Consider the following 24,612-nt stretch of genomic DNA (forward strand, 5'->3'; position numbering starts at 1 on the left):
CATGGCTGCGCGGATCCCCGCATCGGAACGCCGGAGCGATGCGCTGTCCAAGGAGCGGATCGTCGCCGCCGCCATCGAGATCCTGGACGCCGACGGGGAGAAGGCGCTGACGTTCCGCGCGCTGACCGCCCGACTCGCCACCGGGGCAGGAGCGATCTACTGGCACGTCGCGGACAAAGACGCACTACTGGCCGCGACAACCGACCACGTCATCGCCGGAGCGCTGGTCGACGGTCTGTCCGGCGCAGAGCCGGGAGACGCGATCCGTGCCATCGCCCTCGGACTCTTCGACGCCATCGATGCGCATCCGTGGGTGGGCGCCCACCTGGCCCGGCAGCCGTGGCAGCTGGCGATGGTGCAGATCTTCGAGGGCGTGGGCCGGGCGCTGCACGGCCTCGGCGTCCCCGACGAGGCGCTGTTCGACGCCGGTTCCGCGCTGGTGAACTACATCCTCGGCGTCGCCGGCCAGAATGCCGCCAACGCTCGCCTGATGCCGCCCGGCACCGATCGCGACGCCGTGCTCGGTGACATCACCCGACGATGGCTCTCCTACGACGCCGACCGGTATCCGTTCGTGCACCGGGTGGCTCCGCAGCTACGCGAGCACGACGACCGTGACCAGTTCCTGGCCGGCATCGAGATCTTCCTGGCCGGCGTCGCCGCGACTCAGTCCGGGAAGTCCAGCGGCACCTGAAGCGTCGTGATGGTGGCCGCCAGGCCGTCGTATTGCGCTGCGAGCAGACAGAATTCGATCAGCTGAGGTTTGGTGAAGTGACCGGCCAGCATCTGCCAGGTCTCCGGTGAGACGCCGCGGGTGACGACGAACTCATCGGTCGCGGTGATCAGCGTCCGCTCCCGGTCGCTGAGTCCCTCGGCGTCGGGCCCGGCGAAGATCCTGGCCTGGGTCTCGGCGTCGAGCCCGCGGCTGCGGGCGAGCCTGCGGTGCTGTTGCAGCTCGTATTCGCAGCCGCGCAGGTGCCCGACCCGCAGGATCACCGTCTCGGCGTCGCGTCGCGACAGCTTGCCGGCGTAGAGGAGGTAACCCGACAGGGGCAGCCAGGCCAGGAACAGCACCCGGTGCCGGCCGAGGACGTTCATCAGGCTGAAGCGCGGCCTGCGGATGCCCCGTGCGCCGGCCTTCGCGATCGCCCAGTTGAGCGGGCCCAGCTCCTTGAATCCACCGGGGGGAATGCGGACGGGTGCGGTCGGTTCCTCGCGCGAGCTCATGACTGCCTCACCAGATAGGGCGACACGGTTGACCGGTGTTCGTCGATGTCGAGGGCGCGACCGAGCGCGGGGAATGCGCGCTGCGGGCAGTTGTCCCGCTCGCACACCCGGCACCCGGCGCCGATCGGGGTTGCCCGGACATTGGGGTCACCGATCACCAAGCCTTCCGAATAGACCAGCCGCTGCGCGTGCCGCAGCTCGCAGCCGAGGCCGATCGCGAATGTCTTATCCGGCTGACCATAGCGCGACGCGCGTCGCTCCACCGTCCTCGCCACCCACATGTAGGCCCGGCCGTCGGGCATCTCGGCAATCTGCACGAGGATCTTGCCGGGGTTGGCGAACGTCTCGTACACGTTCCACAGCGGGCAGGTACCGCCGCTGGACGAGAAGTGGAAACCGGTGGCGGACTGGCGTTTCGACATGTTGCCGGCGCGGTCGACGCGGACGAACGAGAACGGGACGCCGCGCATGGACGGCCGCTGGAGCGTCGAGAGCCGATGACAGATGGTCTCGTAGCTGGTCGCGTAGTACGCCGAGAGGCGCTCCACGTCGTAGCGGAACTTCTCCGCGACCTCGTGAAACTGCCCATACGGCAGCACCGTTGCGGCGGCGAAGTAGTTCGCCAGCCCCATCCGGGCGAGTTTCTGGGAGTCGGCGCTGGTGAACTTGCCCTCCTCCACCAGCCTGTCGATCAGGTCGCCGCACTCCAGGTAGGCCAGCTCCGACGCCATCCGGAACACCGTCTGGCCCGACGAGAGGTGGGCGCCGATCTCGAGCCGCTTGGTCGTGGGGTCGTAGCGGTGCAGTACACCTTCACCGAGATCGATGCGGCGAATGATGGTCACGCCGTGGACGAATCGCAACCGGTCGGCCAGATCTGCCGCGATCTCGCCGCGATGGACCCGCATGTTCGCCGTGAGTTCCTCGGCCGCGGTGTCGAGGTCGTGCAAGTAGTTCTGCCGCTGATAGAAGTAGTCGCGCACCTCTTCGTGCGGCATCGTGATGGACCCGGTTCCGCTGCCGCTCCCCACGTTGAACCGGTCTTCGGTGGCGGCGGCCAGTTGTGTCGTCGTCAGCTGGTAGCGGCGGTGCAGGTTGACCATCGCACGCGCCAGCGACGGGTGGGAGCCGACCATGTCGGCCACCTCGGTCGGGTCGACGTCGACGTCGAGGTCGCGGTCCATGATCACCTCGCGCAACTCGGCGATCAGCCGGGTGTCGTCCTGGGAGGCGAAGAACGTCGCGTCCACCCCGAACACCTCGGTGATGCGCAGCAGCACGGCCACGGTCAGCGGCCGCACGTCGTGCTCGATCTGGTTGAGGTAACTCGGGGAGATCTCCAGGATCTGTGCGAGTGCGGCCTGGCTGTAGCCCCGCTCACTCCGGAGCTGCCGGACGCGGGCACCGACGAAGGTTTTGGCCACGACGGATGAGCCTAGCGAGCACTAGCAACGCTGTGAAGTGGAAATTCGCATCCTTGGCAAGGGGGTGCGGTATGGCAGTATCGGATTTCGTGAGTACCCCCGGGGGGCCAGCCGAGAAGACGGGCGCGGGCCTCGCCAAGACCATGATGCCCGTGCCGGATCCCCACCCCGATGTGTTCGACACGGAGTGGCCGCTGCGCGTCGCCGACGTCGACCGCGCAGGCCGGCTCAAGTTCGACGCCGCCACCCGCCACATCCAGGACGTCGGGTCCGATCAGCTGCGCGAGATGGGCTACGAGGAGACCCACCCGTTGTGGATCGTGCGTCGCACGATGGTCGACCTGATCAGGCCCATCGAGTTCAAGGACCACCTGCGGATGCGGCGCTGGTGCTCGGGGACGTCGAACCGGTGGTGCGACATGCGGGTCCGCATCGACGGACGCAAAGGCGGCCTCGTCGAATCGGAGGCGTTCTGGATCAACATCAACCGGGAGACCCAGGGCCCCGCGCGCATCTCGGACGACTTCATCGAGGGTCTGCGGCGCACCACGAGTGAGAACCGGCTGCGGTGGAAGGCCTATCTGACGCCGGGCAGTCGGGAAGACGCCGCCGACGTCCGTGCCTACCCCGTCCGCGTCAGCGACATCGACATCTTCGACCACATGAACAACTCGGTGTACTGGAGCGTCGTCGAGGAGTACCTCGCCACGATGCCGGAGCTGATGAAAGCGCCGCTGCGGGTGACCATCGAGCACGACCTCCCGGTGGCCCTCGGCGACAAGTTGGAGATTCTGCGGCACGTCTATCCGGCGGGTTCGACCGATAAGTTCGGTCCGGATCTGGTCGATCGGCCTGTTACGACGCTCACATATGCCGTCGGCGACGAGACGAAAGCCGTCGCGGCGATCTTCGCGCTCTAGGAAGCTTTGGTTAAACAGTACGAGCGTACTGACCTGCGACTATTCGGTTACTGGCTAGTAGCTACTGAAACGGTTCAGTGCAGCCCTAATTTGCAAACTTTGCAAACTGGGGGCAACCGTTGGCGAAAGTTGGCAAGTGAAACGGGTGGACCTGCGGTTATGAGCTGGTGCATGCTCGTATTAGCACACCAGTGAAGACGCTGGAGCGTTAACAAATGCGGAGACCGCACAGGTCTCCAGCGACTCTCGAGAAGGAGCAGTCAATGTCGACCGTTGGCACGCCGAAGTCCCCCGAGCAGATCCAGCACGACTGGGACCACAACCCGCGCTGGAAGGGCATCACCCGCACCTACACCCCGAAGGACGTCGTCGCCCTGCAGGGACACGTGGTCGAGGAGAGCACGCTGGCCCGCCGCGGCGCCGAGGTGCTGTGGGAGCAGCTCCACGACATGGACTACGTCAACTCGCTCGGTGCGCTGACCGGTAACCAGGCCGTGCAGCAGGTTCGTGCCGGCCTCAAGGCCATCTACCTGTCCGGGTGGCAGGTCGCCGGTGACGCGAACCTGTCCGGTCACACCTACCCCGACCAGAGCCTCTACCCGGCCAACTCGGTGCCGCAGGTCATCCGCCGGATCAACAACGCGCTGCTGCGTGCCGACCAGATCGCCAAGGTCGAGGGAGACCGCTCGGTCGAGAACTGGCTCGCCCCGATCGTCGCCGACGGTGAAGCCGGCTTCGGTGGCGCGCTCAACGTCTACGAACTGCAGAAGGCGATGATCGCCGCCGGTGTCGCCGGTTCGCACTGGGAGGACCAGCTGGCGTCGGAGAAGAAGTGCGGCCACCTCGGTGGCAAGGTGCTGATCCCCACGCAGCAGCACATCCGCACGCTGACCTCGGCCCGTCTCGCGGCCGACGTCGCCGACGTCCCGACGGTCGTCATCGCCCGTACCGATGCCGAGGCAGCCACGCTGATCACCTCCGACGTCGACGAGCGCGATCAGCCGTTCATCACCGGCGAGCGCACCAAGGAAGGCTTCTACCGGGTCAAGAACGGCCTCGAGCCGTGCATCGCCCGCGCCAAGTCCTACGCGCCGTACTCCGACCTCATCTGGATGGAGACCGGCACCCCGGACCTGGAGCTGGCCAAGAAGTTCGCCGAAGGCGTCAAGGCGGAGTTCCCGGACCAGATGCTGGCCTACAACTGCTCGCCGTCGTTCAACTGGAAGCAGCACCTGGACGACGCGACCATCGCCAAGTTCCAGAACGAGCTCGGCGCGATGGGCTTCAAGTTCCAGTTCATCACCCTGGCCGGCTTCCACGCCCTCAACTACTCGATGTTCGATCTGGCCCACGGCTACGCCCGCAACCAGATGAGCGCCTACGTCGAGCTGCAGGAGCGCGAGTTCGCCGCCGAGGAGCGGGGCTACACCGCGACGAAGCACCAGCGCGAGGTCGGCGCCGGCTACTTCGACAAGATCGCCACCACCGTGGATCCCACCTCGTCGACCACCGCGCTCGCGGGCTCGACCGAAGAGGGCCAGTTCCACTAAGCCGTAGTTACTAGTTCAGCCATTGGGCCCCGTCCTTATTGGGCGGGGCCTGATGCTGTAAGGAGTACGTGTGAGCATTGAACGAGTAGGTGTTGTCGGTGGCGGGCAGATGGGCGGCGGGATCGCCGAGGTGTGCGCGAAAGCGGGCGCCGAGGTCCTCGTGTTCGAGCCGACCGACGAGCTGGCCGCCGCGAGCAAGAAGCGCATCACCGCCTCACTCGAGCGCGCCAAGTCGAAAGGCAAGCTCGCCGCCGACGACTTCGAGATCACGCTCGCGAGGCTGGCGTTCACCACCAATCTCGCGGACTTCGCCGACCGGCAGCTCGTGATCGAGGCGATCGTGGAGAACGAGGCGGTCAAGGCCAAGGTCTTCGCGGAGCTCGACGCCGTCGTCACCGACCCCGACGCGGTACTCGCGTCCAACACGTCGAGCATCCCGATCATGAAAATCGCTGCGGCGACGAAGAATCCGAGCCGCGTGCTCGGGCTGCACTTCTTCAACCCGGTGCCGGTGCTGCCGCTGGTGGAGCTGATCAACACGCTGGTGACCTCCGACGAGTCCATCGCGCGGGTGGAGCAGTTCGCCGGCGAGACGCTGGGCAAGAAGGTGGTGCGCTGCGGTGACCGCTCCGGCTTCGTCGTCAACGCGCTGCTGGTGCCCTATCTACTGTCGGCGATCCGGATGGCCGAGGCCGGCGTGGCCACCGTCGAGGACATCGACACCGCGGTCGTCGCGGGGCTGTCGCATCCGATGGGGCCGCTGCGGTTGTCCGACCTCATCGGGCTGGACACCATGAAGCTGATCGCCGACTCCATGTACGACGAGTACAAGGACGCCCACTACGCGCCGCCTCCGCTGCTGCAGCGCATGGTCGAGGCGGGCCAGCTGGGCAAGAAGTCGGGCAGGGGCTTCTACACGTACTGAAGTGCCGAGGTGGGGCGGTCCCGCCGAGTGTGCAGTTGTTGAACACAACTCGCGAGTGAGGCGTGCGAGATCTGCACGCTCGGTGTCATCTTCAGTGCCTTCGCAGCGCGGTTGATCACCGTCTGAGGTTGGTTACGCAGCTGCGTCCAGCTCACGCGGATGATCGTCCATCCCAGCGAAGCGAGGAACTCGAGCCGCTCGATGTCATGAGCTCGCTGCACGGGATCCGTCCAGTGCTGCTGACCGTCGTACTCCACAGCCACCAACGGGTCGCGCCAGCCCATATCGAGGCGGTAGACACAGCCTGATTCTCGGACAGGTATCTGCGTTTCGGGTCTCGGCAGGCCCGCCGCCATGATCATGAGCCGGGTTGTCGTCTCGGGCGGCGACTCGGCGCCGGCGTCGGCAACACTGAGGGCAGTGACGGCGCGACGGACGCCACGAGCGCCGGGATTGCGTCGGGCGACCGCGAGGACATCGTCCACGGAGCATCCTGTCGCATTGAGGAGCGCGTCGATCTGAATGACGGCGTCGACGAGACTCATGCGCCGACCGAGATCAAAGGCAGTTCGCGCCGGAGTTGTGACGGAGAGCGCCCCGAGGCGCCTGATGTCGCCATCGCTGACCGAATCACTGTGCACCTGAATACCTTCCGGGGCACGACGATGTGCACGAATCAGCTCTGCAGGAGCCGACGGGTCGACGTAGCGACTGCCCTGGACGGCCGCGGCGCTCAGCCCGGCAAGGGTGGCCGACCTCCCCGACCAGAGCCAAGCCGCGACGGCCCTGTCCTTCGCGGTCAGCTTCTCCCCGGTGCGGACGTACACATTGCGGAATAGCCTCGAGTAGTCACGTGCGAGCTCGCGTCGGGTCACGGCGCCGGACGCCAAAGCCTCGGTGGCCACCACGATTCTCTGTCGCATAGCGGAATCGTCGTCCGGGCGCCCGACAGTTACGTCGAACGTGCAGAAGTTATACACAAAGCCCAGGTAGAGCGTGCAACAACTGCACGCTCGGCGCTCGCGCGCCCGCTACGCCGACGCCAGCCGCTTCTTCTCGGCTTCGACGTCGAAATCTGCTGGCGGCCAGGACATGTTGAGCTGCTTGAGCGCCTCGATCAGCAACTCGGTGATGGCCAGCCTGCTGTACCACTTCTTGTTGCACGGCACGATGTGCCACGGCGCGTAGTCCGTCGACGTGCGGTCCAGCATCGCCTGGTACGCCTGCTCATACAGCGGCCATTTCAGCCGTTCGTCGATGTCGGCCGGGTTGTACTTCCAGTATTTGTCGGGCCGCTCGAGGCGTTGGGCCAGCCGCCTCTTCTGCTCCTCGAGCGAGACGAACATCGCGACCTTCACCAATGTCGTTCCGCTGTCGGTGAGTTCACGTTCGAATGCGTTGATCTCGTCGTAGCGCGGCTCCCACACCTCCTGCGGGACGAGGTTGTGCACACGCACGATCAGCACGTCCTCGTAGTGAGACCGGTCGAAGACGCCGATATGGCCTGCCGTGGGCAGCGCCTTACGGATCCGCCACAGGTAGTGGTGCGACAGCTCCTCCTCGGTCGGCCTGCAGAAGCTGCGGTACTGAATGCCCTGCGGATTGCCGCCGCCGACAACGTGTTTGACGATTCCACCCTTGCCCGCGGTGTCCATGCCCTGCAACACGAGCAGCACCGAACGGGTGTCGCCGGCGCGACTGTTGGCGTAGAGCATCTCCTGCAGTTCGGCGAAACGCACATTGCGTTCCTCCTGCAGCGTGGGCGCGTCGGCCTTCTTGCCGCGAAATCCGGGGGTGGCGTCGGCGTCGATGTCATGGATCGTGTCGCCGGGACGGAACATCAACTCCACGTGCGGTTCGTGCGTCCACAGCGAAGGCAGATCTGAGAGCTCGCTCATGCCCCTAGTCAAGCAGTCGAGGCGGCAGAACCGGGGAGGGATGGGGCATCTCGCGGAACTTCTCCAGCGAGCCGCCCACCTCGACGATCCCGCACAGCGCACTCCACGACAGCATGGTCAGGTAGTCGATCAGCTCGTCGGCGCTCATCCGCGGATTCGACATCCACGAGTGCGTGGCGAGCTGCACCCCGCCGACGATCTGGAACGCCCAGGGGCCGATGCCCTTGGTGTCCATCCCGACCTCGACCATCCGGCGCCGGAACATCACCGCCAGCATGCGCGCGATGATCTGTTCGGAGTCGGCGACGGCCTTGCTCTTGCTGGCCGAGTTGTTGGCCATCACGAACCGGTACGGCTCAGGTTCGTTGGCGACGGTGTCGACGTAGACGCGGATGATCTCGCGGGTCAGGTCGTAGCCGTCGAGGTTCGACGACAGCGCGGCCGCCATGTTGGGGATCAGCGTGACCTGTGCGAATCGCATCATCACCGCGGTGGTGAGGTCGTTCTTGTCGACGAAGTAGCGGTACAGGACGGTCTTCGAGACGCCGATCTCGGCGGCGATCTCGTCCATGCTGACGTTGCTGCCGAGGCGGCGAATGGCCTCAAGCGTGCCGTCGACCAGCTCGTTTCGGCGTTCGACCTTGTGTTTGTGCCAGCGTCGTTTGCGCCCATCAGTCTTGACCGCCACCGGCGGAGAATGTTGTGCCACGTTCGCGGAGATCCGTTCCCTCAGTCCCTGACGATAATACGGTGGCCGGCGCCGCCCGGGCTGGTCGGACGACGCCGCCGGACGTGGCGACGACGAGCAGTACCGCGGGTAGCGGATGATGGACGGGTGGCACACCGAACTGATGTGACCGGAGCCCCGCCCAGGGAGCGCCGGAGTTTCGCCGAGGCGCTGGCCGGCGTCGACTCCGCGGCCGACGCCGAGCGGCGGCGCGGGCTGCGACGGATGAAGGCCGTGGCACTGGGCTTCCTGCTCGGCGCCACGGTGATCTTCCTGGTCTGCACGTGGGCGCAGTCCCACGGTGCCGATCCGTGGGTCGGGTACGTCCGCGCGGCGGCCGAGGCGGGCATGGTGGGCGCGCTGGCCGACTGGTTCGCGGTGACGGCGCTGTTCAAGCACCCGTTGGGCATCCCGATCCCGCACACGGCGATCATCAAGCGCAAGAAGGATCAGCTCGGCGAGGGGCTCAGCAGCTTCGTCAGGGAGAACTTCCTGTCCGCGGAGAACGTCGAGACGAAGCTGCGCGACGCCGACGTCGCGAGCCGTACCGGAAAGTGGCTGGCCGAGCCGGTCAACGCCGAGCGGGTGTCCGCCGAGGCGCTGACGGTGCTGCGGGTGTTCGTGGAGATGCTGCGCGACGAGGATGTCCAGCAGGTGCTGGACCGGATGATCGTCAAGCGCATCGCCGAACCGCAGTGGGGCCCGCCGATCGGCCGCGTGCTGGCGTCACTGCTGGAGGAGGGCCGCCAGGAGGCGCTGATCCAACTGCTGGCCGACCGGGCTTTCCAGTGGTCGCTGAACGCGGGCGAGGTGATCGAGAGGGTCATCGAACGCGATTCTCCGACGTGGTCGCCACGCTGGGTGGACGGCCTCATCGGCGATCGGATCCACCGCGAGCTGATGGACTTCACCGACAAGGTCCGCCGCGATCCCAACCATGAATTGCGCCGTTCGGCGACCAAGTTCCTGTTCGAGTTCGCCTCCGACCTGCAGAACGACGAAGCGACGATCCTCAAGGCCGAGAACGTCAAGCAACAGGTGATGGCCCGCGACGAGGTCACCAAGGCGGCGGAGACGGCGTGGAACGCCGCCAAGCGCATCCTGCTGGAGTCGGTCGACGATCCGGATTCGACCCTGCGCGCGCGCATCACCGACTCGGTGGTCCACATCGGGGAGTCGCTGCGCGACGATGCCGATCTGCGGCAGAAGGTCGACGGCTGGATCATCCGCGCCGCCCAGCATGTCGTATCTCACTATGGGGCGGAGATCACAACGATCATCACCGACACGATCGAGCGGTGGGACGCCGAAGAGGCGAGCCGGAAGATCGAATTGCATGTGGGGCGTGACCTGCAATTCATCCGGATCAACGGCACCGTCGTCGGCTCGCTGGCCGGCCTGATCATCTACACGGTGGCCCAGCTACTGTTCTGACCTGCGCTAACTAGTGCTTGCAAAAGTTAGCACTCCGTCGTACGGTGGGTTTTGTCGAAAACAGACGGATACCCACCGCACCGAGGGAGCAGTCATGCCACCGCCGCAGCAGGATGAGAATCTTGCCGCTGTCGTGTCCAGCGCTGCACAGGACATCGGCTCCTTCATCCGCTCCCAGCGCGAGCTGGCGCAGGTGTCGGTGCGGCAGCTGGCGGAGAAGGCGGGGGTGTCCAACCCGTACCTCAGCCAGATCGAGCGAGGACTGCGGAAGCCCTCCGCAGATGTGCTGAGCCAGATCGCGAAAGCGCTGCGGGTGTCTGCCGAGGTGCTCTACATCCGGGCGGGAATTCTCGAACCCGGCGACACCAACGAGGTTCGCGACGCGATCGTCACCGACATCGCGATCAACGAGCGGCAGAAGCAGGTGCTGCTCGACATCTACACATCGTTCTGTCAGCAGAACGAAGCCGCCCTGGCTGACGCGGACTCATCGCAGGAGTCATCCGGCGACAGCATCAGCGACGTAGACGAGGAGCCCACTACTGAACAACCCGAGCAGAGCCCTCTAGAGCTCCTCCAGGCACCGCAACCAACCCGAGAACTCAATCCTGACAAGGAAGGTAACAATCATGGCTGACACCAAGAACCAGCTCGACGTCGACGACCTCAAGGCCCCGCTGCTCGCTGCGGTCGGTGCTGCCGACCTGGCACTGGAGCGCGTCAACGAGATCGTGGCGACGCTCCGTGAGCGTGCCGGCGACGCCCGCTCCGATGCCGAGAGCCGGGTCGAGGAGAGCCGCGCCCGTGTCGCGAAGCTGCAGGACGAGCTGCCGTCGCAGTTCGGCGATCTGCGCGGAAAGCTGACCTCCGACGAGCTGCGCAAGTTCGCCGAGGGCTACGCCGAGGCCGCACAGACCACCTACACCAAGCTGATCGAGCGTGGCGAGGCCGCCCTCGAGCGCCTGCGCAGCCAGCCGGCCCTCGAAGAGGCCGCCAGCCGGGTCGAGGAGTACACCGACCAGGCCGTCGAGCTGACCCAGGAAGCGCTGGGCAACGTGGCCTCGCAGACCCGCGCGGTCGGTGAGCGTGCCGCCAAGCTGGTGGGCGTCGAACTGCCCAAGAAGGCCGAGTCGGCGTCCGCGCCGGTGAAGAAGGCCGCCAAGAAGGCGCCGGCCAAGAAGGCCACCACGGCGACCCCGGCCACCGCCGCCAAGGCGCCGGCCAAGAAGGCTCCCGCCAAGAAGGCGCCGGCCAAGAAGGTCACCCAGAAGTAAGCGACGCGGCACCACATGCGGTGCGAAGTCGAAATGGGGACGTAACCCGCCTAGTCTGAAGAGCGTGGAGCTCCAGGGCCTTGTGGGTTACGTCCTCTTCGCGTTGCAGGTCGCTGTTCTGGTAGCGGCGGTCTACGCGTTCGTGCACGCTGCGATGCAGCGCAAGGACGCGTTCCCCGCGGCCGACAAGTTGACCAAGCCGGTATGGCTGGTGATCCTCGGCGTCGGCGTGTTGCTGGCGCTCGTGCTCGGCATCACCGGTGTCGCCATCGCCGCGGTGGCCTCCGGCGTCTACCTGGTCGACGTGCGGCCCAAACTCCTGGAGATCCAGGGAAAGTCACGGTGATGCGCTCGGTCGTGGCCGTCCTCGCCGCGGCGACGGGCGTGCTGCCGGTGGCCCTGGCTCCGACTTCCTCGGCCACCCCGGCGCCCACCCCCGCGCCGTATGTCGACCACGTCGTGTGGGCCAAATGGGGTGACCTGTCCAGCCTGCGCGTGTATCCCACCGCGTCGGCGCGACGCGCATCGGGTCACGCGGGCACCGAACCGCTGGCCGCCGAGGCGTGGAACGAGATTCTGGCGCTCGCGCCGGACGCCGCCATCCCGGGCATGCAGGAACAGTTCATGTGCCACTGGAACTTCGCCGAGTTCGTCGAGCCCGGCAAGGTGAGCTGGAACCTGGAGCCGTGGCGTCCCGAGGTCAGCTACGAAAAGATGGTGGCCACCCGGTGCAACCCGGGCGGCACCGAAGAGCCCTTCTGAGGCCCTTTACAGCCCGCTGAAGCAGGGATCGTCGGCCTGCTTCGGAATCGACGCGTTGCGTGTCGAGAATTGGCTCACCACACCGGAATCGGTGACGCCGACGGAATCCGCGCGGATGTCCATCGGGTAATCCTCGGTGAGTTTCGAGGTGAAGGCGTCCAGGGCGGGCTGCACCGCTTCGCGGGGCAGCGTGAAGCCCAGCCCGGTGACCTGCTGCACCTGCAGCGCGATGCCGCCGTCGACCACCGTGGGCTTGGCGGTGATGCTGCCGAGTGCGCCCTCGAGCTCGATGGTGCCGTCGCCCGGGTTGGTGGTCACACCCGTGACGAAGCTGCCGACCAGCGGGATGGCGCCCTGAATCGTCTGCTTGATGCCGTCGGCGCTCCAGTCGATGTGGGCGACCAGTGAGCCGATCGAGCCGCTGGAGTTGGCGGAGTCCTCCAGGCGGACGTCGCTGATGTCGAGGTTGACCTTCATCCCCTTGGCGTCCCGGATCTGGTTCCCCGCGGTCTCGATCTGGATGTTGGTGTAGTGCCCCGACGCGTGCTGGAACAGGAACGGTGGCATGACACCGAACGACGCGGTCGCGTCGTCCTGGACGACGCACTCCACGGTTCCGGCGACGACGGTGTCGGCGCGGTTGCGCGCATACAGCTCGCCGCCGAGCAAGCATGCGAACACCAGCGCCAGGACGATCACCACGACCAGCACGATCGACACCGGATCGCTGAAGATCCTCTTCAGCTTCGCCGGGAACGAGGAATCCTCGGCAGTGGCGCCGGCGGGCGGGTGGCCGGGACCCTGCGGAAAGTGTGGCGGCGGTGGGCCGGGTTGTTGCGGCGGACGGGCCCAGGGATCAGTCACGTCCGCGATTGTGCCCTACTGCCGTGAGCGAATCCTGAGCGGTTGTGCATGACCGCGACGGTCTCGCGCGCCCTGCGGGCCGCGTCCAGGTCGATGTCGCACACCAGCAGCTGCGGATCGTCGCCCGCCGAGCACAGCACCTCACCGAGCGCGGACGCGACCACACTGCCGCCCACCCCGGTCGGTCCGAGTGCGGCGATCTCGTCGCCGGGGTAGGCCTGCCCGACCGCGGCGACCACGCTGGTGGTGTCGATCGCCCGCGCGCGCGCCAGCAGCGTCCACTGATCGAGCTTGCCCGGCCCGGTGCCCCACGACGCGTGTGCGGTGATCACCTCGGCACCCCGCTCCGCCAGCTCGATGTACAGCTCAGGGAACCGGATGTCGTAACACAGGGTCAGCCCGACGGACACGCCGTCGACCGTGATGATCACAGGTTCACGGCCGGGTGCGACGGTCTTGGACTCGGTGAAACCGAACGCGTCGTAGAGGTGGATCTTGTCGTAGCGGGCGTCCACCCCGGGTCCGGTGGCGATGAGCGTGTTGGTGACGCGGTGGTCGTCGTCGGAGGGCACGAACATGCCCGCGACGACGACGATGCCCGCACGCGCGGCGATACCGCGCACCGCCGTCGCCCACGGGCCGTCGAACGGTTCGGCGACATCGTCGAGCGGAACCCCGAAGCGACACATGGTCGCCTCGGGGAACAGCACCAGCGACGCGCCCACCTCGGCGGCCTTGCGGGTGTACTCCTCGACGAGGCCGAGGTTTTCCGCGGGATCGGTGCCGCTGCGGATCTGAGCCAACGCGATGCGCATGGGCCCAGACTAGGTCGGCGGGACTACGGCCCCCAGGCGGGCCGGTCGGCCTTGGCGGCCTTATTGCCGAGCTTGCCGGTGCGTACCTGTGCGGCGAGGCTGTCGAGAATCACCCGTGAGCTCATCAGCGCGGTCTGTTCGGCCCAGTCGTAGGGCGGCGAACATTCGACCACCTCGAGGCCGGCCAGGCCGGGTTCGGACACCAACTTCACCAGGTTCAGCGCCTCCCGGGGCAGCAGGCCGCCGGGTTCGGGCCAGCCGGTGCCGGGCACGAAGCCGGCGTCGATCACGTCGATGTCGAACGACAGATACACCGCCTTGGCGCCCTTCCACGCGATCTCCAGCGCGGTCTCGGCGATCTTCTCGATCCCGACGCGCTCGACGTCGCCGACGGTGATGACCGTCGACTTGCGGTCACGGCCCACCTTGACGCCCTCGCGGGGGCTCTGCCAGCCGCCGATGCCGATCTGGACCAGGTTCGTCGCGGGCGCGTTCTTGATGTTCGTGGCGTGGAACCACGGCGTGGTGTGCATCCGCTCGTCGAGGTCGGTTTCCTGGGTGTCGACGTGCCGGTCGAAGTGGATGATGCCGATGTTGCCGTCCATGTACGGCGCCAGGCCGCGGATGGTCGGGAAGCCGATGGAGTGGTCACCGCCCAGCACGATGGGCATGACGCCCTTCTGCGCGACATGGGCCATCGCCTGGCTGATCTGGTCGAAGGACTTCTCCAGGTTGCCCGGGATGGTGAACACGTCGCCGATGTCGACCATGTTCAGCTGCTCGCGCAGGTCGACGCCGGACTCGTAGTTGTAGGTGCCGAACAGGTTGGTCGAGCGGCGGATGCCCTGCGGGCCGAATCGCGTGCCCGGACGGTAGGTGGCGCCGGCGTCCAGGGGGACGCCGAAGATGGCGACCTCGGCGTCGTCGACCTCGTTGACGTCTTCGATGAACGGGCACTTCAGGAAGGTGCCGCGCTCGCCGGCGAAGTGGGGCTTCTCGCCGCGCACGAACGTCGAGATGGTGCGGTCGTTGATGGTGGGTGCGGCCTCCAGGCCGAAGGTCAGCCCGCGGTCGATCTCCTCCCGCAGCCTGCGGTCGCCGAGGTTGGCCTCGGCCTGTTGCGCCCAGGCGCCTTCGGCGTTGGGCAGGGACGGATCCGGACGGCCCGTGAATTCGGACATGCGAACTCCTCAAGCGCCGTCTTGTCGCTGACCGGGTACGACGCACCTCGTCCGGGGCGCCGGATCCCACGGCGCCTTCGGCCATTGTTGGCACGTCCGCGAATTCCTGTCCAGCGGTATCCATTTCCCGGGTCGCTTCGCTCCAGCCCGCCGAGAAGGAAACGCATCGTTAACACCGCGTGCTACGTCGCGTAACGCGCCGGGTCTTTCCTGGGCAGCGACCCACTGGTGAATCAAGTGGGGCGCGTCTAGGGTTCCGCCGTTGTTCGGGTCTGGTCCGAGAGACGCAGGCGGCCGGCACCGAAGCGCGACCGTTCCACGGCGGGACAAAAGCCCGGGAGACTCCAGCGCTCAACAGGAGGCTCCTCAATGATTCTCATCGGTGTGGCGATCAGCATCGCGGTCGTCGTGGCCGTCGGCTTCTATGTGTCCAAACGCATCGAAGGCGACAGCTCCAATTTCCTTGTCGGCGGCCGCATGCTGCCGTTCTGGTTGGTCGGTGGTGCGCTCATGGGCGCGTCGGTGGACACCAACGCCACGCTCGGCAACACCGACCTGGCGTTCGAGTTCGGCTTCTGGGCCGGCGCCTGCCTGCCTCTGGGCCTGGCGCTGTGCCTGACGCTGACCGGCATCTTCTTCGCCAAGCCGATGAACCGGATGGGGTTGACGTCCTTCCCCGACTACTACCGGCTGCGGTTCGGCCGGTCGGTCGAGGTGGGCGCGTCGGTGCTGCTGGCCGTCGCGTTCTGCATGCTGGTCGCGGGCAACCTGGTGGCCGGCGGTCTGCTGTTCAACTACTTCCTCGGTATGCCCTACTGGCTCGGTGTGGTGTTGATCGCGGCCATCGCGGTCGCCTACACCGGCACCGGCGGGCTGATCGCCGACGCCTACACCGCGATCATCCAGATGACGCTGATCCTGGTCGGCGCCATCGGCCTGTTCGTCTGGATGTCCACCACGAACGGCATCAACATCGCCGAGGGCACCGGACCTTTCGCGCTCGGGCAGCTGTCGGATCCGGCGCAGGGCGCGGTCATCAACTGGGCGACGCTGATCGCCCTCGGCATCGGTGACATCGTCGCGATCGACTTCATGGCGCGCGTCTTCTCCGCCAAGTCGCCCGCTGCCGCACGCAAGGCATGCTTCACCGCTGCCGCCGGCACGGTCGCCATCTGCGTGCCGTTCGGGCTGGTGGTGCTGGCCGCGCACTCCTTCATGCCCGAGGAGCTCGACGGGCCGGTGCTGTTCGTGCTGCTGGACCAGTACGCACCCGTGGGGTTGACGGTGCTGGTGCTCTGCGGTCTGGTGGGCGCCTCGATGAGCACCGCCAACGGCGCGATCCTGGCCATCTCCAACGTCTGCGTGCGCAACCTCGGCGGTGTGCGTCGTGTCCACGTGCCCGGTCAGAAGGACCCGCTGTTGCGGGCCACCCGCATCGCGATGGTGCCGATGACGCTGTTCTCGATCGTGTTCGCCATCTACGTCCAGCAGACCGGGATCCTGCTCACGCTGGCCTTCGATCTGATGCTGGCCTGCCTGGTGGTGCCCTTCATCCTCGGGCTGGTGTGGCGCCGCGGCACCACCACGGCCGCGATCGCCGCGATCGCCGTCGGCTTCGTCGTCCGGATCGGGCTGTTCGTGATGACCCCGACGATGTTCGGCGTCGAGAACACCATCCTCTACATCCCGAACAACCTCGTCGACGCCTCGTTCGACGGCTGGCCCACGTTCATCGCATTCGCCGCCGGGTTGGTCACCTACGTGGCGGTGTCGCTGGCGACCAAGCCCGCGCTGCTGCGTGGGCTGGACATCCAGGTGGCGCAGGACGTCGAGGACGCGCTCGCCGACCCGGATCGTTTCGAGAAGGAGCCGGTACTGGCGAAGGCGACCTAGGCCGCCCGAGCCGGCCGTCTCACCCGACGGGCGCGACGGCGTACCACGGGACCGTGAGCACGCCGTCGCGCAGGCTGCGCCGCGGGGCGACCACCGGAAAGCCCTCGGAGACAAGCAGATCCATCATGGCGCGCCAACGCACCCGTGGCCCGAACACGCCGTGGCCGGCAACGCTGGCCCAGGCGCGGTCGGCCGCGCGGAGCAGCGTGTGGATGGGCTGGCCGTCGACGTTGTGATGGATGAGCACCTTGGGTAGCCGCTCGGCGAGTTCGGAGGGCCGCTCGATGGCGAAGGGGTCGCAGGCCAGTGTCAGGCTCACCGCGGAGGTGGCGTCCAGCAGCACCCAGCAGCACAGCCGGCCCAGCTCGTCACACGTGCCGTCGACGATCAACCCGCCCGGCGCGATGCCGCGCTGCATGGCGGCCCACGCGTCGTGCACCGCCTCGACCGGGTACTGGCGCAGGACGTTGAAGGCACGCACCAGGATCGGTCGGTGCCCCGCCAATTCGAAACCACCGAGCGCGAATTCGACGCCCGGTGCCCGTCCGTCCCGGACGGCGGCCTGCCCGGCACGCACCCGGTCGGGTTCGATCTCGAGTCCGACGACGCGGACTTCCGCGCGCACCCGGCGCAGCCGCATCGCCAGCTCCAGGGTGGTCACCGGCTTCGCGCCGTAACCGAGATCGACGACCAGCGGATCGGGGGAGGACTGCAGCGCGGTGCGGACCCGGGACGAGTGCACCAGCCACCGGTCGCTGCGACGCAGCCGGTTGTGTCCCGTGGTGCCCCGGGTCACCTGACCGATGGGGGCGCCCATGACGCGATGATAGAGCCCTAATCAGCCGTTCTCGGTGATCCACACCGTGGTGAAGCGTTGCTCGGCGATCACGAGGTCCACCAGCTGGCTCCCGATGAAGTTCTCGATCTTGCCGCCGACGAGCGGCACCCGCACCTCCACGTTGGCCGACAACGCCATTCGTGACGTGGCGCCGGCCGCCGTCGGCGCCAGCACCGCATCGCCGGTGAGATTGACCGGCGCGCCGGGAATCGAGCCACGAACCACCGCGGTGGCCCGCCCGTCGAGCACCGGTGTCCATGTCTCCTCGCGGACGAAGCTCAGATCGCCGCGATGGAACTGGGTCACGACCGCGGGCAGGCGGTCGGCGCGCAGCGTCTGGGTCGTTCTGATCCGAATGCCGCCCTCGGCGCCGATCGTCATGTCGTCGAGCGTCGCGTGGTCGGCGCCGGAATCGGCGAGACGGACCAGCCAGTACTGCTCGTCGGCGAATGCGCGGTGCACCTGCTCGACTGTGCCGTCGTATTCGGCGGCCATGTCGAATGAACGTGGCATAGCTGGCCACGCTACCGTTACCGGCCGTGGGCACTTCGTTGTTGGGCGGCGTGCCGTTTGCCGAGAACGTGCCGCTGGCGCCGCTGACCACGCTGCGCGTCGGACCCCTGGCTCACCGGCTCGCCACGTGCGTCACCACCGAGCAGGTGGTCGCCGCGGTGCTCGCCGCGGGCCCGGAGGCGGTGGTGCTGGCCGGCGGCTCGAACGTGGTGCTGGCCGACGATCTGGCCGGTCTGACCGTCGTGCGGCTGGCGAACGACGCGATCGTGGTCGACGGCGCCGTGCTGCGCGCCGAGGCGGGGGCGGGGTGGGACGACGTCGTGGCCGTCTCGCTGGCGCACGGCCTGGGCGGTCTGGAATGCCTGTCGGGCATCCCCGGTTCGGCAGGCGCCACGCCGGTGCAGAACGTCGGCGCGTACGGGTCTGAGGTCGCCGACACCATCACCAGGGTGCGGCTGCTCGATCGCGCCACCGGCGAGGATCGCTGGGTCTCCCCGGACTTTCTCGAATTCGGTTATCGCACAAGCATTCTGAAGCACTCCGCGGCCTGGGTGGTGCTGGAGGTGGAGTTCACGCTGAACCAGGACGGTCTCAGTGCCCCGCTGCGGTACGGCGAGCTTGCCACCGTGCTGGGTGTCGAACCGGGGCGGCGGGGCGACCCGGCGCAGGTGCGCGCGGCGGTGCTGGCTCTGCGCGCGCGCAAGGGCATGGTCCTCGATGAACCCGACCACGACACGTGGAGCGTGGGGTCCTTCTTCACCAACCCCGTGGTGACCCGTGCCGAGTTCGACCGGCTGGCCGCCGAGGTGGACGGCACCGTCCCGCATTACCCCGCCCCCGACGGGGTGAAGCTCGCCGCGGGCTGGCTGGTGGAGCGCGCCGGGTTCGGCAAGGGTTATCCCGGCAACGACGCCCCGGCCCGGTTGTCCACCAAGCACGCGCTGGCGCTGACCAACCGCGGCCACGCCACCACCGCCGACGTGATCGCCCTGGCCAGGACGGTGCGCGACGGGGTCAGGGCCACATTCGGGATCGAACTCACACCCGAACCGATTCTGCTCGGGTGCGCGATCTAGGTACCCTGGATCCACGTGAGCCCCGCAAACCCGCTGCCGTCGCTGACCAGACGGCGTGCCCTCGCCGCCCTCGCGGTCGGCGTCGTCGCACCGGGTGCGCTGGCGGCCTGTATGTCCACCGACGGAAAGCCCTCGCAAGGGGCGGACGCCGAGGACGCGCCGAAGACCCCGACCGTCACCTACGAGCCCTCCAACGGCTCGGTCGACGTCGCGCCCACCGGGCGGATCGGCATCGACGTCTCCGACGGCCGGTTCCAGAAGGTCAGCCTGGTCAACGACAGCGGGACCGTCGTCAAAGGCGCCCTGAACCGGGACCGCACCGCGTTCACCATCAGCGAGCCGCTGGGGTACGGCACCTCGTACACCTGGGGTGGCTCGGTTGTCGGCGAGGACGGCAAGGCCGTGCCCGTCGAGGGGACGTTCACCACGATCGACCCGGTCACTCAGGTCAACGGCCAGTTCCAGCTGTCCGACGGACAGACCGTCGGCGTGGCGGCGCCGATCATCCTGCAGTTCGACGCCGCGATCGCCGAGAAGGACCGGCCCGAGGTCGAGAAAGCGCTCAAGGTGACCACGACGCCGTCGGTCGAAGGCAGCTGGGCGTGGCTGCCGGACGAGGTCGGCGGCTCCCGCGTGCACTGGCGGACCAAGGAGTACTACCCGGCCGGCACCACCGTGCACGTCGACGCCGACCTCTACGGCGTGCCATTCGGCGACGGCGCCTACGGTGCCGCCGACTCGACCCTGGACTTCACCATCGGGCGCTTCCAGGTGGTCAAGGCCGAGGCGTCGTCTCACCAGATCGAGGTCATCACCGATGCCGGCGTCATCATGACGCTGCCGTGCAGTTACGGCGAAGGAGATCTGGACCGCAACGTGACCCGGAGCGGGATCCACGTGGTCACCGAGAAGTACGAGGACTTCTACATGACCAATCCCGCGGCCGGTTACGCGAATGTGCGCGAGCGGTTCGCGGTGCGGATCTCCAACAACGGCGAGTTCATCCACGCCAATCCGGCCAGCTCGGGGGCGCAGGGCAACAGCAACGTCACCAACGGCTGCATCAACCTCTCGACCGAGGACGCCGAGCAGTACTTCAACACGGCGATATACGGCGACCCGGTCGAGGTGACGGGCACGCGGATCCAGCTGTCCTATGCCGACGGCGACATCTGGGACTGGGCCGTGCCGTGGGACGAGTGGGCGTCCATGTCCGCGCTGTCGGATGCCGACAAGCCCGGTGAGATCCCGAGCACCGCACCCGCGACGCCGTCGGACGCGCCGCAGCCGGTGGGCGGCCGCCCCGGCGGGTAGGCGTGTGGCGACGCGTTATTCGTCGCCGGTCCAGAAGGCTTCCAGGACCATCTTGTCCAGGGTGGTCGGCTCCAACATCGCTTCGAACTGCTGGTCCACGAGTGCCGGGTCGATCAACGGCCGGGTCAGAGTTGCCATCTCGGTCCTCGCTTCGGGTTGCTTCGTTGTCGGAGGTCTCTAGAGCCTTCCGCAGTAAACGAAGAAGTTCCCGTGGGTTTTGCCAAGAAATTGACGGTGAAAGTGCTGACAATCTCCTGAGAGCCCGGGCGCTACGTCCGGTTGAAGCGTGACCCACTGGCGCCGCTGACCTGATCTCGCGGGCGGACCACGATCAGATCCAGGTCGACGTGCGACGGGCGGCCGGCGACGAAGCCGACCACCTCGGCGATGTCCTCGGCCACCAGGGGCGTGACGCCCTGATACACCTTCTCGGCGCGCTCCTCGTCGCCGTCGAATCGGTTCAGTGAGAAGTCGGTCTTGACCATTCCAGGGGCAATCTCGGTGAGCCGCACCGGTTTCCCGAGGAGCTCGCTGCGCAGTGTGCGGTGCACGACGCCCTGCGCGTGCTTGGCCGAGGTGTAGCCGCCACCGTTGTCGTAGATCTCCACCGCGGCGATCGAGGTGATCGTGATGATCAGCCCGTCCCCGGAGTCGATCAGCTTGGGCAGCAGCGCCTTGGTCACATGCAGCGTGCCCAGCACATTGGCCTCCCACATCCAGCGCCAGTGCTCGACGTCGGCGTCGGCGATGGACTCCAGGCCACGGGCGCCACCGGCGTTGTTGACGAGCACATCCACGCGATCCAGCCGCCCGGCCAGCGCCGCCACGGCCGTCGAATCAGTGACGTCCGCCACAATCGCCGAGCCGTCGATCTCGGCCGCCAGCGCCGCGATGGGTTCCTCGCGCCGGGCCACGCAGACGACGTGAAAGCCTTGGGCGGCAAGAGTTCTCGCGGTTGCTTCACCGATTCCCGCGCTGGCTCCGGTGACCACCGCGACCGGGCGCGCATCTGAAGGAGTCGTCATGGACTCAACAGTAGGCCCTCGCTGCCTCTCGCTTCGATCTTCACGCGGGTGCTCCTCGAGTGCTAAGTTGGCCGCGTGTACCGGAATAGTCAGGCAGTCTTCGCTGCCCCGCGGCGTGCGTGTTGTTGTTGCGCACCTCGCCGCGCCTGACTGCGCCCGGACTGATCAAGTCCTGCTGAGTCCCAAGGTGTGGCCCCGACCCACCGACTGACTCGCCCAAAGGACAATCCCGTGACCACCACCCTCTCCTCCGTTTCCCCGAGCGGCGCCCCCTCCGGCCTGACCCAGCGCCCCCGCGCTGCCACGTGGCGGCGTGTCCCTGCCAAGCCCTCCGCCGGTGGTGGGCGTTACCCGCAGGCGCTGCTGCACCACATCGTCGCGCCCGCCCTGCGGGTCCCTGATGCCGCCGCGGCGGTGGTGTTCGCCGCCGCGCGGCAGCGCGGACCCATCGCCCGCGACGTCATCGCGCAGGTCACCGGTCTGAGCATCGCCACGGTCAACCGCCAGGTCACCGCACTGCTGGACGCCGGGATCCTGCGTGAGCGGGCCGACCTCGCCGTCTCGGGCGCCATCGGGCGCCCGCGGGTGCCGGTCGAGGTCGACCACGAGCCCTACCTCACCCTCGGCGTGCACATCGGCGCCAGGACCACCAGCATCGTCGCGACCGACCTGCTCGGCCGCACGCTCGACGTGGTGGAGACGGCGACGCCGCACGGTGGGCAGGGTGCCGCGCTGACGGCGATCGCCGGGAGTGCGCGCCGCTACCTGAGCCGTTGGCACCGGCGGCGTCCGCTGTGGGTCGGCGTGGCCACCGGCGGTGTTGTCGACGCCTCCACCGGCTACCTCGACCACCCCCGCCTGGGCTGGTCGGATGCGCCGGTCGGTCCGGTGCTGGCCGAGTCCCTGGGTCTCCCGGTGTCGGTCGCGTCGCACGTCGACGCCATGGCCGGAGCCGAGCTGCTGCTCGGTGTGCGCCGACCACCCGGCCGGGCAGCCACCAGCCTCTACGTCTATGCCCGCGAAACCGTCGGCTACGCGCTGTCCATCGGCGGCCAGGTGCACACCCCGGGTAGCGGGCCCGGCACCATCGCGGCTCTGCCGGTGCAGTCCGAATTGCTGGGCGGCACAGGACAACTGGAATCGACCGTGAGCGACGAGGCGGTACTGGTCGCGGCCCGCAGGGCGCGCATCATCCCGGCCGAGGGGCCGTCGTCGACGGTCACCGCGGTGCTCCGCGCCGCCCGGCAGGGCAACGAGCAGGCGTCCGCACTGGTGGCCGAGCGGGCGCGGGTGCTCGGGGAAGCCGTGGCCCTGCTGCGCGACATGCTCAACCCCGACGACCTCGTGGTCGGCGGCCAGGCGTTCACCGAATATCCGGAAGGCATGCCGCTGGTCGAGTCGGCCTTCGCGGCGCGGTCGGTGCTACCGCGGCGCGACATCCGCGTGACGGCGTTCGGCAACCGTGTGCAGGAGGCCGGCGCGGGGATCGTCTCGCTCGGCGGGCTCTACGCGGACCCGATCGGCGCGATGCGCCGGGTGCCGCGTGCGCGGGGAGCGAATGTGATCCAGTCGCCTCGGCCCGAGGTGAGTGCCTGAGCGGGGCGCGGTATGCGGGCGGTGTAGACATGACGGTGTGCGTCTAGCTACCGACCTGCACGGCCTGCCGGTCCCACGCCGCGTGGCGGTGTTGTCTGTGCACACGTCCCCGCTCGCCCAACCGGGTACCGGTGACGCCGGTGGCATGAACGTCTACGTGCTGCAGACCTCGCTTGAGCTGGCTCGCCGCGGCGTCGAGGTCGAGATCTTCACCAGGGCGACGTCGTCGGCCGACCAGCCGGTCCTGCCGGTGGCCCCGGGGGTCGTGGTGCGCAACGTCGTGGCGGGACCGTTCGAAGGCCTGGACAAGAACGACCTGCCCACGCAGCTGTGCGCGTTCACCGCAGGCGTGCTGCGCGCCGAGGCCACCCACGAACCGGGCTACTACGACATCGTGCACTCCCACTACTGGCTTTCCGGCCAGGTCGGATGGCTGGCCGCCGACCGCTGGGCCGTACCGCTGGTGCACACCGCCCACACCCTGGCCGCGGTGAAGAACTCGTCACTGGCCGCAGGCGACTCCCCGGAGCCGCCGATGCGATCGATCGGTGAGCAGCAGGTGGTCGACGCCGCCGACCGTCTCATAGTCAACACGGAAACCGAAGCGCAGCAACTGGTTTCACTGCACCGAGCCGACCCGGGCCGCATCGACGTCGTGCATCCCGGAGTCGATCTGTCCACGTTCACTCCTGGAAGCAGGCAGGCCGCCCGGGCCGCGCTGGGGCTGGCCGCCGACGCCAGGATCGTGGCGTTCGTCGGCCGGATCCAGCCGCTGAAAGCTCCTGATGTGCTGCTGCGCGCGGCCGCCCGGCTGCCGGGTGTGCAGGTCGTCATCGCGGGCGGCCCGTCCGGCAGTGGTACGGCAACCCCCGACACCCTTGTTCAGCTCGCCGCCGAGTTGGGTATCAGCGACCGCGTGACGTTCCTCCCGCCGCAGTCCCCTGACGATCTGGTCCAGGTCTACCGGGCCGCTGACATCGTCGCGGTGCCGAGCTACAACGAGTCCTTCGGCCTCGTCGCCGTCGAGGCGCAGGCCTGCGGAACCCCGGTGGTGGCGGCCGCGGTCGGTGGTCTTCCGGTCGCCGTGCGCGACGGCGTCAGCGGAGCTCTCGTCGACGGTCACGACCCGCAGGCGTGGGCAGAGCGGCTCGGGGAGGTGCTGGCGCGGGATTCCGGGACGCTGCGCAGCGCCGCCGTCGAGCACGCCGCGTCGTTCTCGTGGGCGCACACCGTCGACGCGCTGCTCGCGGGCTACGGCCGGGCCATCGGAGACCACCGCGCCGACCATCAGCGCCAGCTGTCCGGCCGGCGCAGCGTGCGCCGGTTCTCGATGCGCAGGGGGGTGCGGGCATGAGC

At 67.8% G+C, this 24,612-nt stretch carries 26 protein-coding genes and 2 riboswitches; of the genes, 14 read left to right on the forward strand and 12 right to left on the reverse strand.

From position 1 onward, the window contains the following. Position 1: 1 nt before the first annotated feature. Complete coding sequence (locus EL337_RS03265; protein ID WP_048632329.1) at positions 2 to 694, forward strand: TetR/AcrR family transcriptional regulator; 693 nt, start codon at positions 2 to 4, stop codon at positions 692 to 694. On the opposite strand, the gene EL337_RS03270 is transcribed toward EL337_RS03265, so the two are convergent. Then, positions 667 to 1,227: a carboxymuconolactone decarboxylase family protein gene (locus EL337_RS03270; protein ID WP_048632328.1), complete on the reverse strand. Its 561-nt coding sequence runs from the start codon at positions 1,225 to 1,227 to the stop codon at positions 667 to 669. The two genes, EL337_RS03265 and EL337_RS03270, sit on opposite strands and share 28 nt — an antisense overlap. Next, entirely contained in the window at positions 1,224 to 2,651 is a 1,428-nt protein-coding gene (ramB, locus tag EL337_RS03275; RefSeq protein WP_048632327.1) for an acetate metabolism transcriptional regulator RamB, read from the reverse strand. Before ramB ends, EL337_RS03270 begins: the two co-directional genes overlap by 4 nt. Before the next feature lie 71 nt (positions 2,652 to 2,722). Between ramB and EL337_RS03280 the strand changes: the two genes are divergently transcribed. The 3 genes from EL337_RS03280 (at position 2,723) to EL337_RS03290 (ending at position 6,046) form a co-directional block, all read left to right on the forward strand. Then, a complete protein-coding gene (locus EL337_RS03280; RefSeq protein WP_048632326.1) occupies positions 2,723 to 3,571 on the forward strand; it encodes an acyl-[acyl-carrier-protein] thioesterase in 849 nt (282 codons plus the stop codon). A gap of 263 nt (positions 3,572 to 3,834) precedes the next feature. Beyond that, the gene (aceA, locus tag EL337_RS03285) at positions 3,835 to 5,121 is read left to right on the forward strand and encodes an isocitrate lyase (RefSeq protein WP_048632325.1); all 1,287 of its coding nucleotides are present in this window, start codon (positions 3,835 to 3,837) and stop codon (positions 5,119 to 5,121) included. A 109-nt stretch (positions 5,122 to 5,230) separates the two neighbouring features. Further along, positions 5,231 to 6,046, forward strand: coding sequence for a 3-hydroxybutyryl-CoA dehydrogenase (locus tag EL337_RS03290; RefSeq protein ID WP_232786792.1), 816 nt, complete (start codon positions 5,231 to 5,233; stop codon positions 6,044 to 6,046). On the opposite strand, the gene EL337_RS03295 is transcribed toward EL337_RS03290, so the two are convergent. From EL337_RS03295 to EL337_RS03305, 3 genes are all read right to left on the reverse strand, one after another. Next, positions 6,034 to 6,969 (reverse strand): PDDEXK-like endonuclease domain-containing protein, encoded by a 936-nt coding sequence (locus tag EL337_RS03295; RefSeq protein ID WP_083443065.1) that lies wholly within the window; start codon positions 6,967 to 6,969, stop codon positions 6,034 to 6,036. The genes EL337_RS03290 and EL337_RS03295 overlap by 13 nt on opposite strands. A 108-nt stretch (positions 6,970 to 7,077) precedes the next feature. Then, positions 7,078 to 7,944: a polyphosphate kinase 2 family protein gene (locus tag EL337_RS03300; RefSeq protein WP_048632323.1), complete on the reverse strand. Its 867-nt coding sequence runs from the start codon at positions 7,942 to 7,944 to the stop codon at positions 7,078 to 7,080. Between the two features lie 4 nt (positions 7,945 to 7,948). After that, positions 7,949 to 8,653 (reverse strand): TetR/AcrR family transcriptional regulator, encoded by a 705-nt coding sequence (locus EL337_RS03305; protein ID WP_048632322.1) that lies wholly within the window; start codon positions 8,651 to 8,653, stop codon positions 7,949 to 7,951. A 126-nt stretch (positions 8,654 to 8,779) separates the two neighbouring features. Between EL337_RS03305 and EL337_RS03310 the strand changes: the two genes are divergently transcribed. The 5 genes from EL337_RS03310 (at position 8,780) to EL337_RS03330 (ending at position 12,141) form a co-directional block, all read left to right on the forward strand. Further along, on the forward strand, positions 8,780 to 10,105 hold the full coding sequence (locus EL337_RS03310) for a DUF445 domain-containing protein (protein ID WP_048632321.1): 1,326 nt from the start codon (positions 8,780 to 8,782) through the stop codon (positions 10,103 to 10,105). Positions 10,106 to 10,199: 94 nt separating this feature from the next. Continuing rightward, the gene (locus tag EL337_RS03315) at positions 10,200 to 10,742 is read left to right on the forward strand and encodes a helix-turn-helix domain-containing protein (RefSeq protein WP_048632320.1); all 543 of its coding nucleotides are present in this window, start codon (positions 10,200 to 10,202) and stop codon (positions 10,740 to 10,742) included. Further along, the gene (locus EL337_RS03320) at positions 10,735 to 11,379 is read left to right on the forward strand and encodes a hypothetical protein (protein ID WP_048632319.1); all 645 of its coding nucleotides are present in this window, start codon (positions 10,735 to 10,737) and stop codon (positions 11,377 to 11,379) included. The genes EL337_RS03315 and EL337_RS03320 overlap by 8 nt, the downstream gene beginning before the upstream one ends. A 64-nt stretch (positions 11,380 to 11,443) precedes the next feature. Next, a complete protein-coding gene (locus tag EL337_RS03325; protein WP_048632318.1) occupies positions 11,444 to 11,725 on the forward strand; it encodes a DUF2516 family protein in 282 nt (93 codons plus the stop codon). Beyond that, complete coding sequence (locus EL337_RS03330) at positions 11,725 to 12,141, forward strand: DUF2599 domain-containing protein (protein WP_048632317.1); 417 nt, start codon at positions 11,725 to 11,727, stop codon at positions 12,139 to 12,141. Before EL337_RS03325 ends, EL337_RS03330 begins: the two co-directional genes overlap by 1 nt. A gap of 6 nt (positions 12,142 to 12,147) precedes the next feature. On the opposite strand, the gene EL337_RS03335 is transcribed toward EL337_RS03330, so the two are convergent. Genes EL337_RS03335 through EL337_RS03345 form a run of 3 tightly spaced genes read right to left on the reverse strand, consistent with a single transcriptional unit; the run spans position 12,148 to position 15,001 of the window. After that, positions 12,148 to 13,005, reverse strand: coding sequence for an LmeA family phospholipid-binding protein (locus tag EL337_RS03335; protein ID WP_048632316.1), 858 nt, complete (start codon positions 13,003 to 13,005; stop codon positions 12,148 to 12,150). Continuing rightward, the gene (locus EL337_RS03340; RefSeq protein WP_048632315.1) at positions 13,002 to 13,820 is read right to left on the reverse strand and encodes a carbon-nitrogen hydrolase family protein; all 819 of its coding nucleotides are present in this window, start codon (positions 13,818 to 13,820) and stop codon (positions 13,002 to 13,004) included. Before EL337_RS03340 ends, EL337_RS03335 begins: the two co-directional genes overlap by 4 nt. 23 nt (positions 13,821 to 13,843) lie before the next feature. Beyond that, complete coding sequence (locus EL337_RS03345; protein ID WP_048632314.1) at positions 13,844 to 15,001, reverse strand: agmatinase family protein; 1,158 nt, start codon at positions 14,999 to 15,001, stop codon at positions 13,844 to 13,846. Between the two features lie 10 nt (positions 15,002 to 15,011). After that, positions 15,012 to 15,080: riboswitch (guanidine-III (ykkC-III) riboswitch) on the reverse strand. A 158-nt stretch (positions 15,081 to 15,238) separates the two neighbouring features. Further along, positions 15,239 to 15,344, forward strand: a riboswitch (guanidine-I (ykkC/yxkD leader). Positions 15,345 to 15,370: 26 nt separating this feature from the next. Between EL337_RS03345 and EL337_RS03350 the strand changes: the two genes are divergently transcribed. Beyond that, positions 15,371 to 16,894, forward strand: a complete 1,524-nt coding sequence (locus EL337_RS03350; RefSeq protein ID WP_048632313.1) for a high affinity choline transporter 1 — start codon at positions 15,371 to 15,373, stop codon at positions 16,892 to 16,894. Between the two features lie 19 nt (positions 16,895 to 16,913). Here the strand turns inward: EL337_RS03350 and EL337_RS03355 are convergent, their stop codons facing one another. Continuing rightward, on the reverse strand, positions 16,914 to 17,711 hold the full coding sequence (locus EL337_RS03355) for a hypothetical protein (protein WP_048632312.1): 798 nt from the start codon (positions 17,709 to 17,711) through the stop codon (positions 16,914 to 16,916). Positions 17,712 to 17,732: 21 nt separating this feature from the next. Beyond that, positions 17,733 to 18,245, reverse strand: coding sequence for a DUF2505 domain-containing protein (locus EL337_RS03360; protein WP_048632311.1), 513 nt, complete (start codon positions 18,243 to 18,245; stop codon positions 17,733 to 17,735). Positions 18,246 to 18,271: 26 nt separating this feature from the next. Between EL337_RS03360 and EL337_RS03365 the strand changes: the two genes are divergently transcribed. Beyond that, complete coding sequence (locus EL337_RS03365) at positions 18,272 to 19,321, forward strand: UDP-N-acetylmuramate dehydrogenase (protein ID WP_048632310.1); 1,050 nt, start codon at positions 18,272 to 18,274, stop codon at positions 19,319 to 19,321. Between the two features lie 15 nt (positions 19,322 to 19,336). Beyond that, positions 19,337 to 20,635: a L,D-transpeptidase gene (locus tag EL337_RS03370; protein WP_048632309.1), complete on the forward strand. Its 1,299-nt coding sequence runs from the start codon at positions 19,337 to 19,339 to the stop codon at positions 20,633 to 20,635. 15 nt (positions 20,636 to 20,650) lie between these two features. Here the strand turns inward: EL337_RS03370 and EL337_RS29165 are convergent, their stop codons facing one another. Beyond that, the gene (locus EL337_RS29165; RefSeq protein WP_264035075.1) at positions 20,651 to 20,773 is read right to left on the reverse strand and encodes a hypothetical protein; all 123 of its coding nucleotides are present in this window, start codon (positions 20,771 to 20,773) and stop codon (positions 20,651 to 20,653) included. A 131-nt stretch (positions 20,774 to 20,904) separates the two neighbouring features. Further along, positions 20,905 to 21,660, reverse strand: a complete 756-nt coding sequence (locus tag EL337_RS03375; RefSeq protein WP_048632308.1) for an SDR family oxidoreductase — start codon at positions 21,658 to 21,660, stop codon at positions 20,905 to 20,907. 279 nt (positions 21,661 to 21,939) lie between these two features. On the opposite strand from EL337_RS03375, the gene EL337_RS03380 reads away from it, so the two are divergent. Further along, positions 21,940 to 23,256: an ROK family protein gene (locus EL337_RS03380; protein ID WP_048632412.1), complete on the forward strand. Its 1,317-nt coding sequence runs from the start codon at positions 21,940 to 21,942 to the stop codon at positions 23,254 to 23,256. A gap of 37 nt (positions 23,257 to 23,293) precedes the next feature. After that, entirely contained in the window at positions 23,294 to 24,610 is a 1,317-nt protein-coding gene (gene mshA / locus EL337_RS03385; protein WP_048632307.1) for a D-inositol-3-phosphate glycosyltransferase, read from the forward strand. Positions 24,611 to 24,612 lie beyond the last annotated feature (2 nt).

The organism is Mycolicibacterium aurum (genome assembly GCF_900637195.1).
Lineage (GTDB): Bacteria > Actinomycetota > Actinomycetes > Mycobacteriales > Mycobacteriaceae > Mycobacterium > Mycobacterium aurum.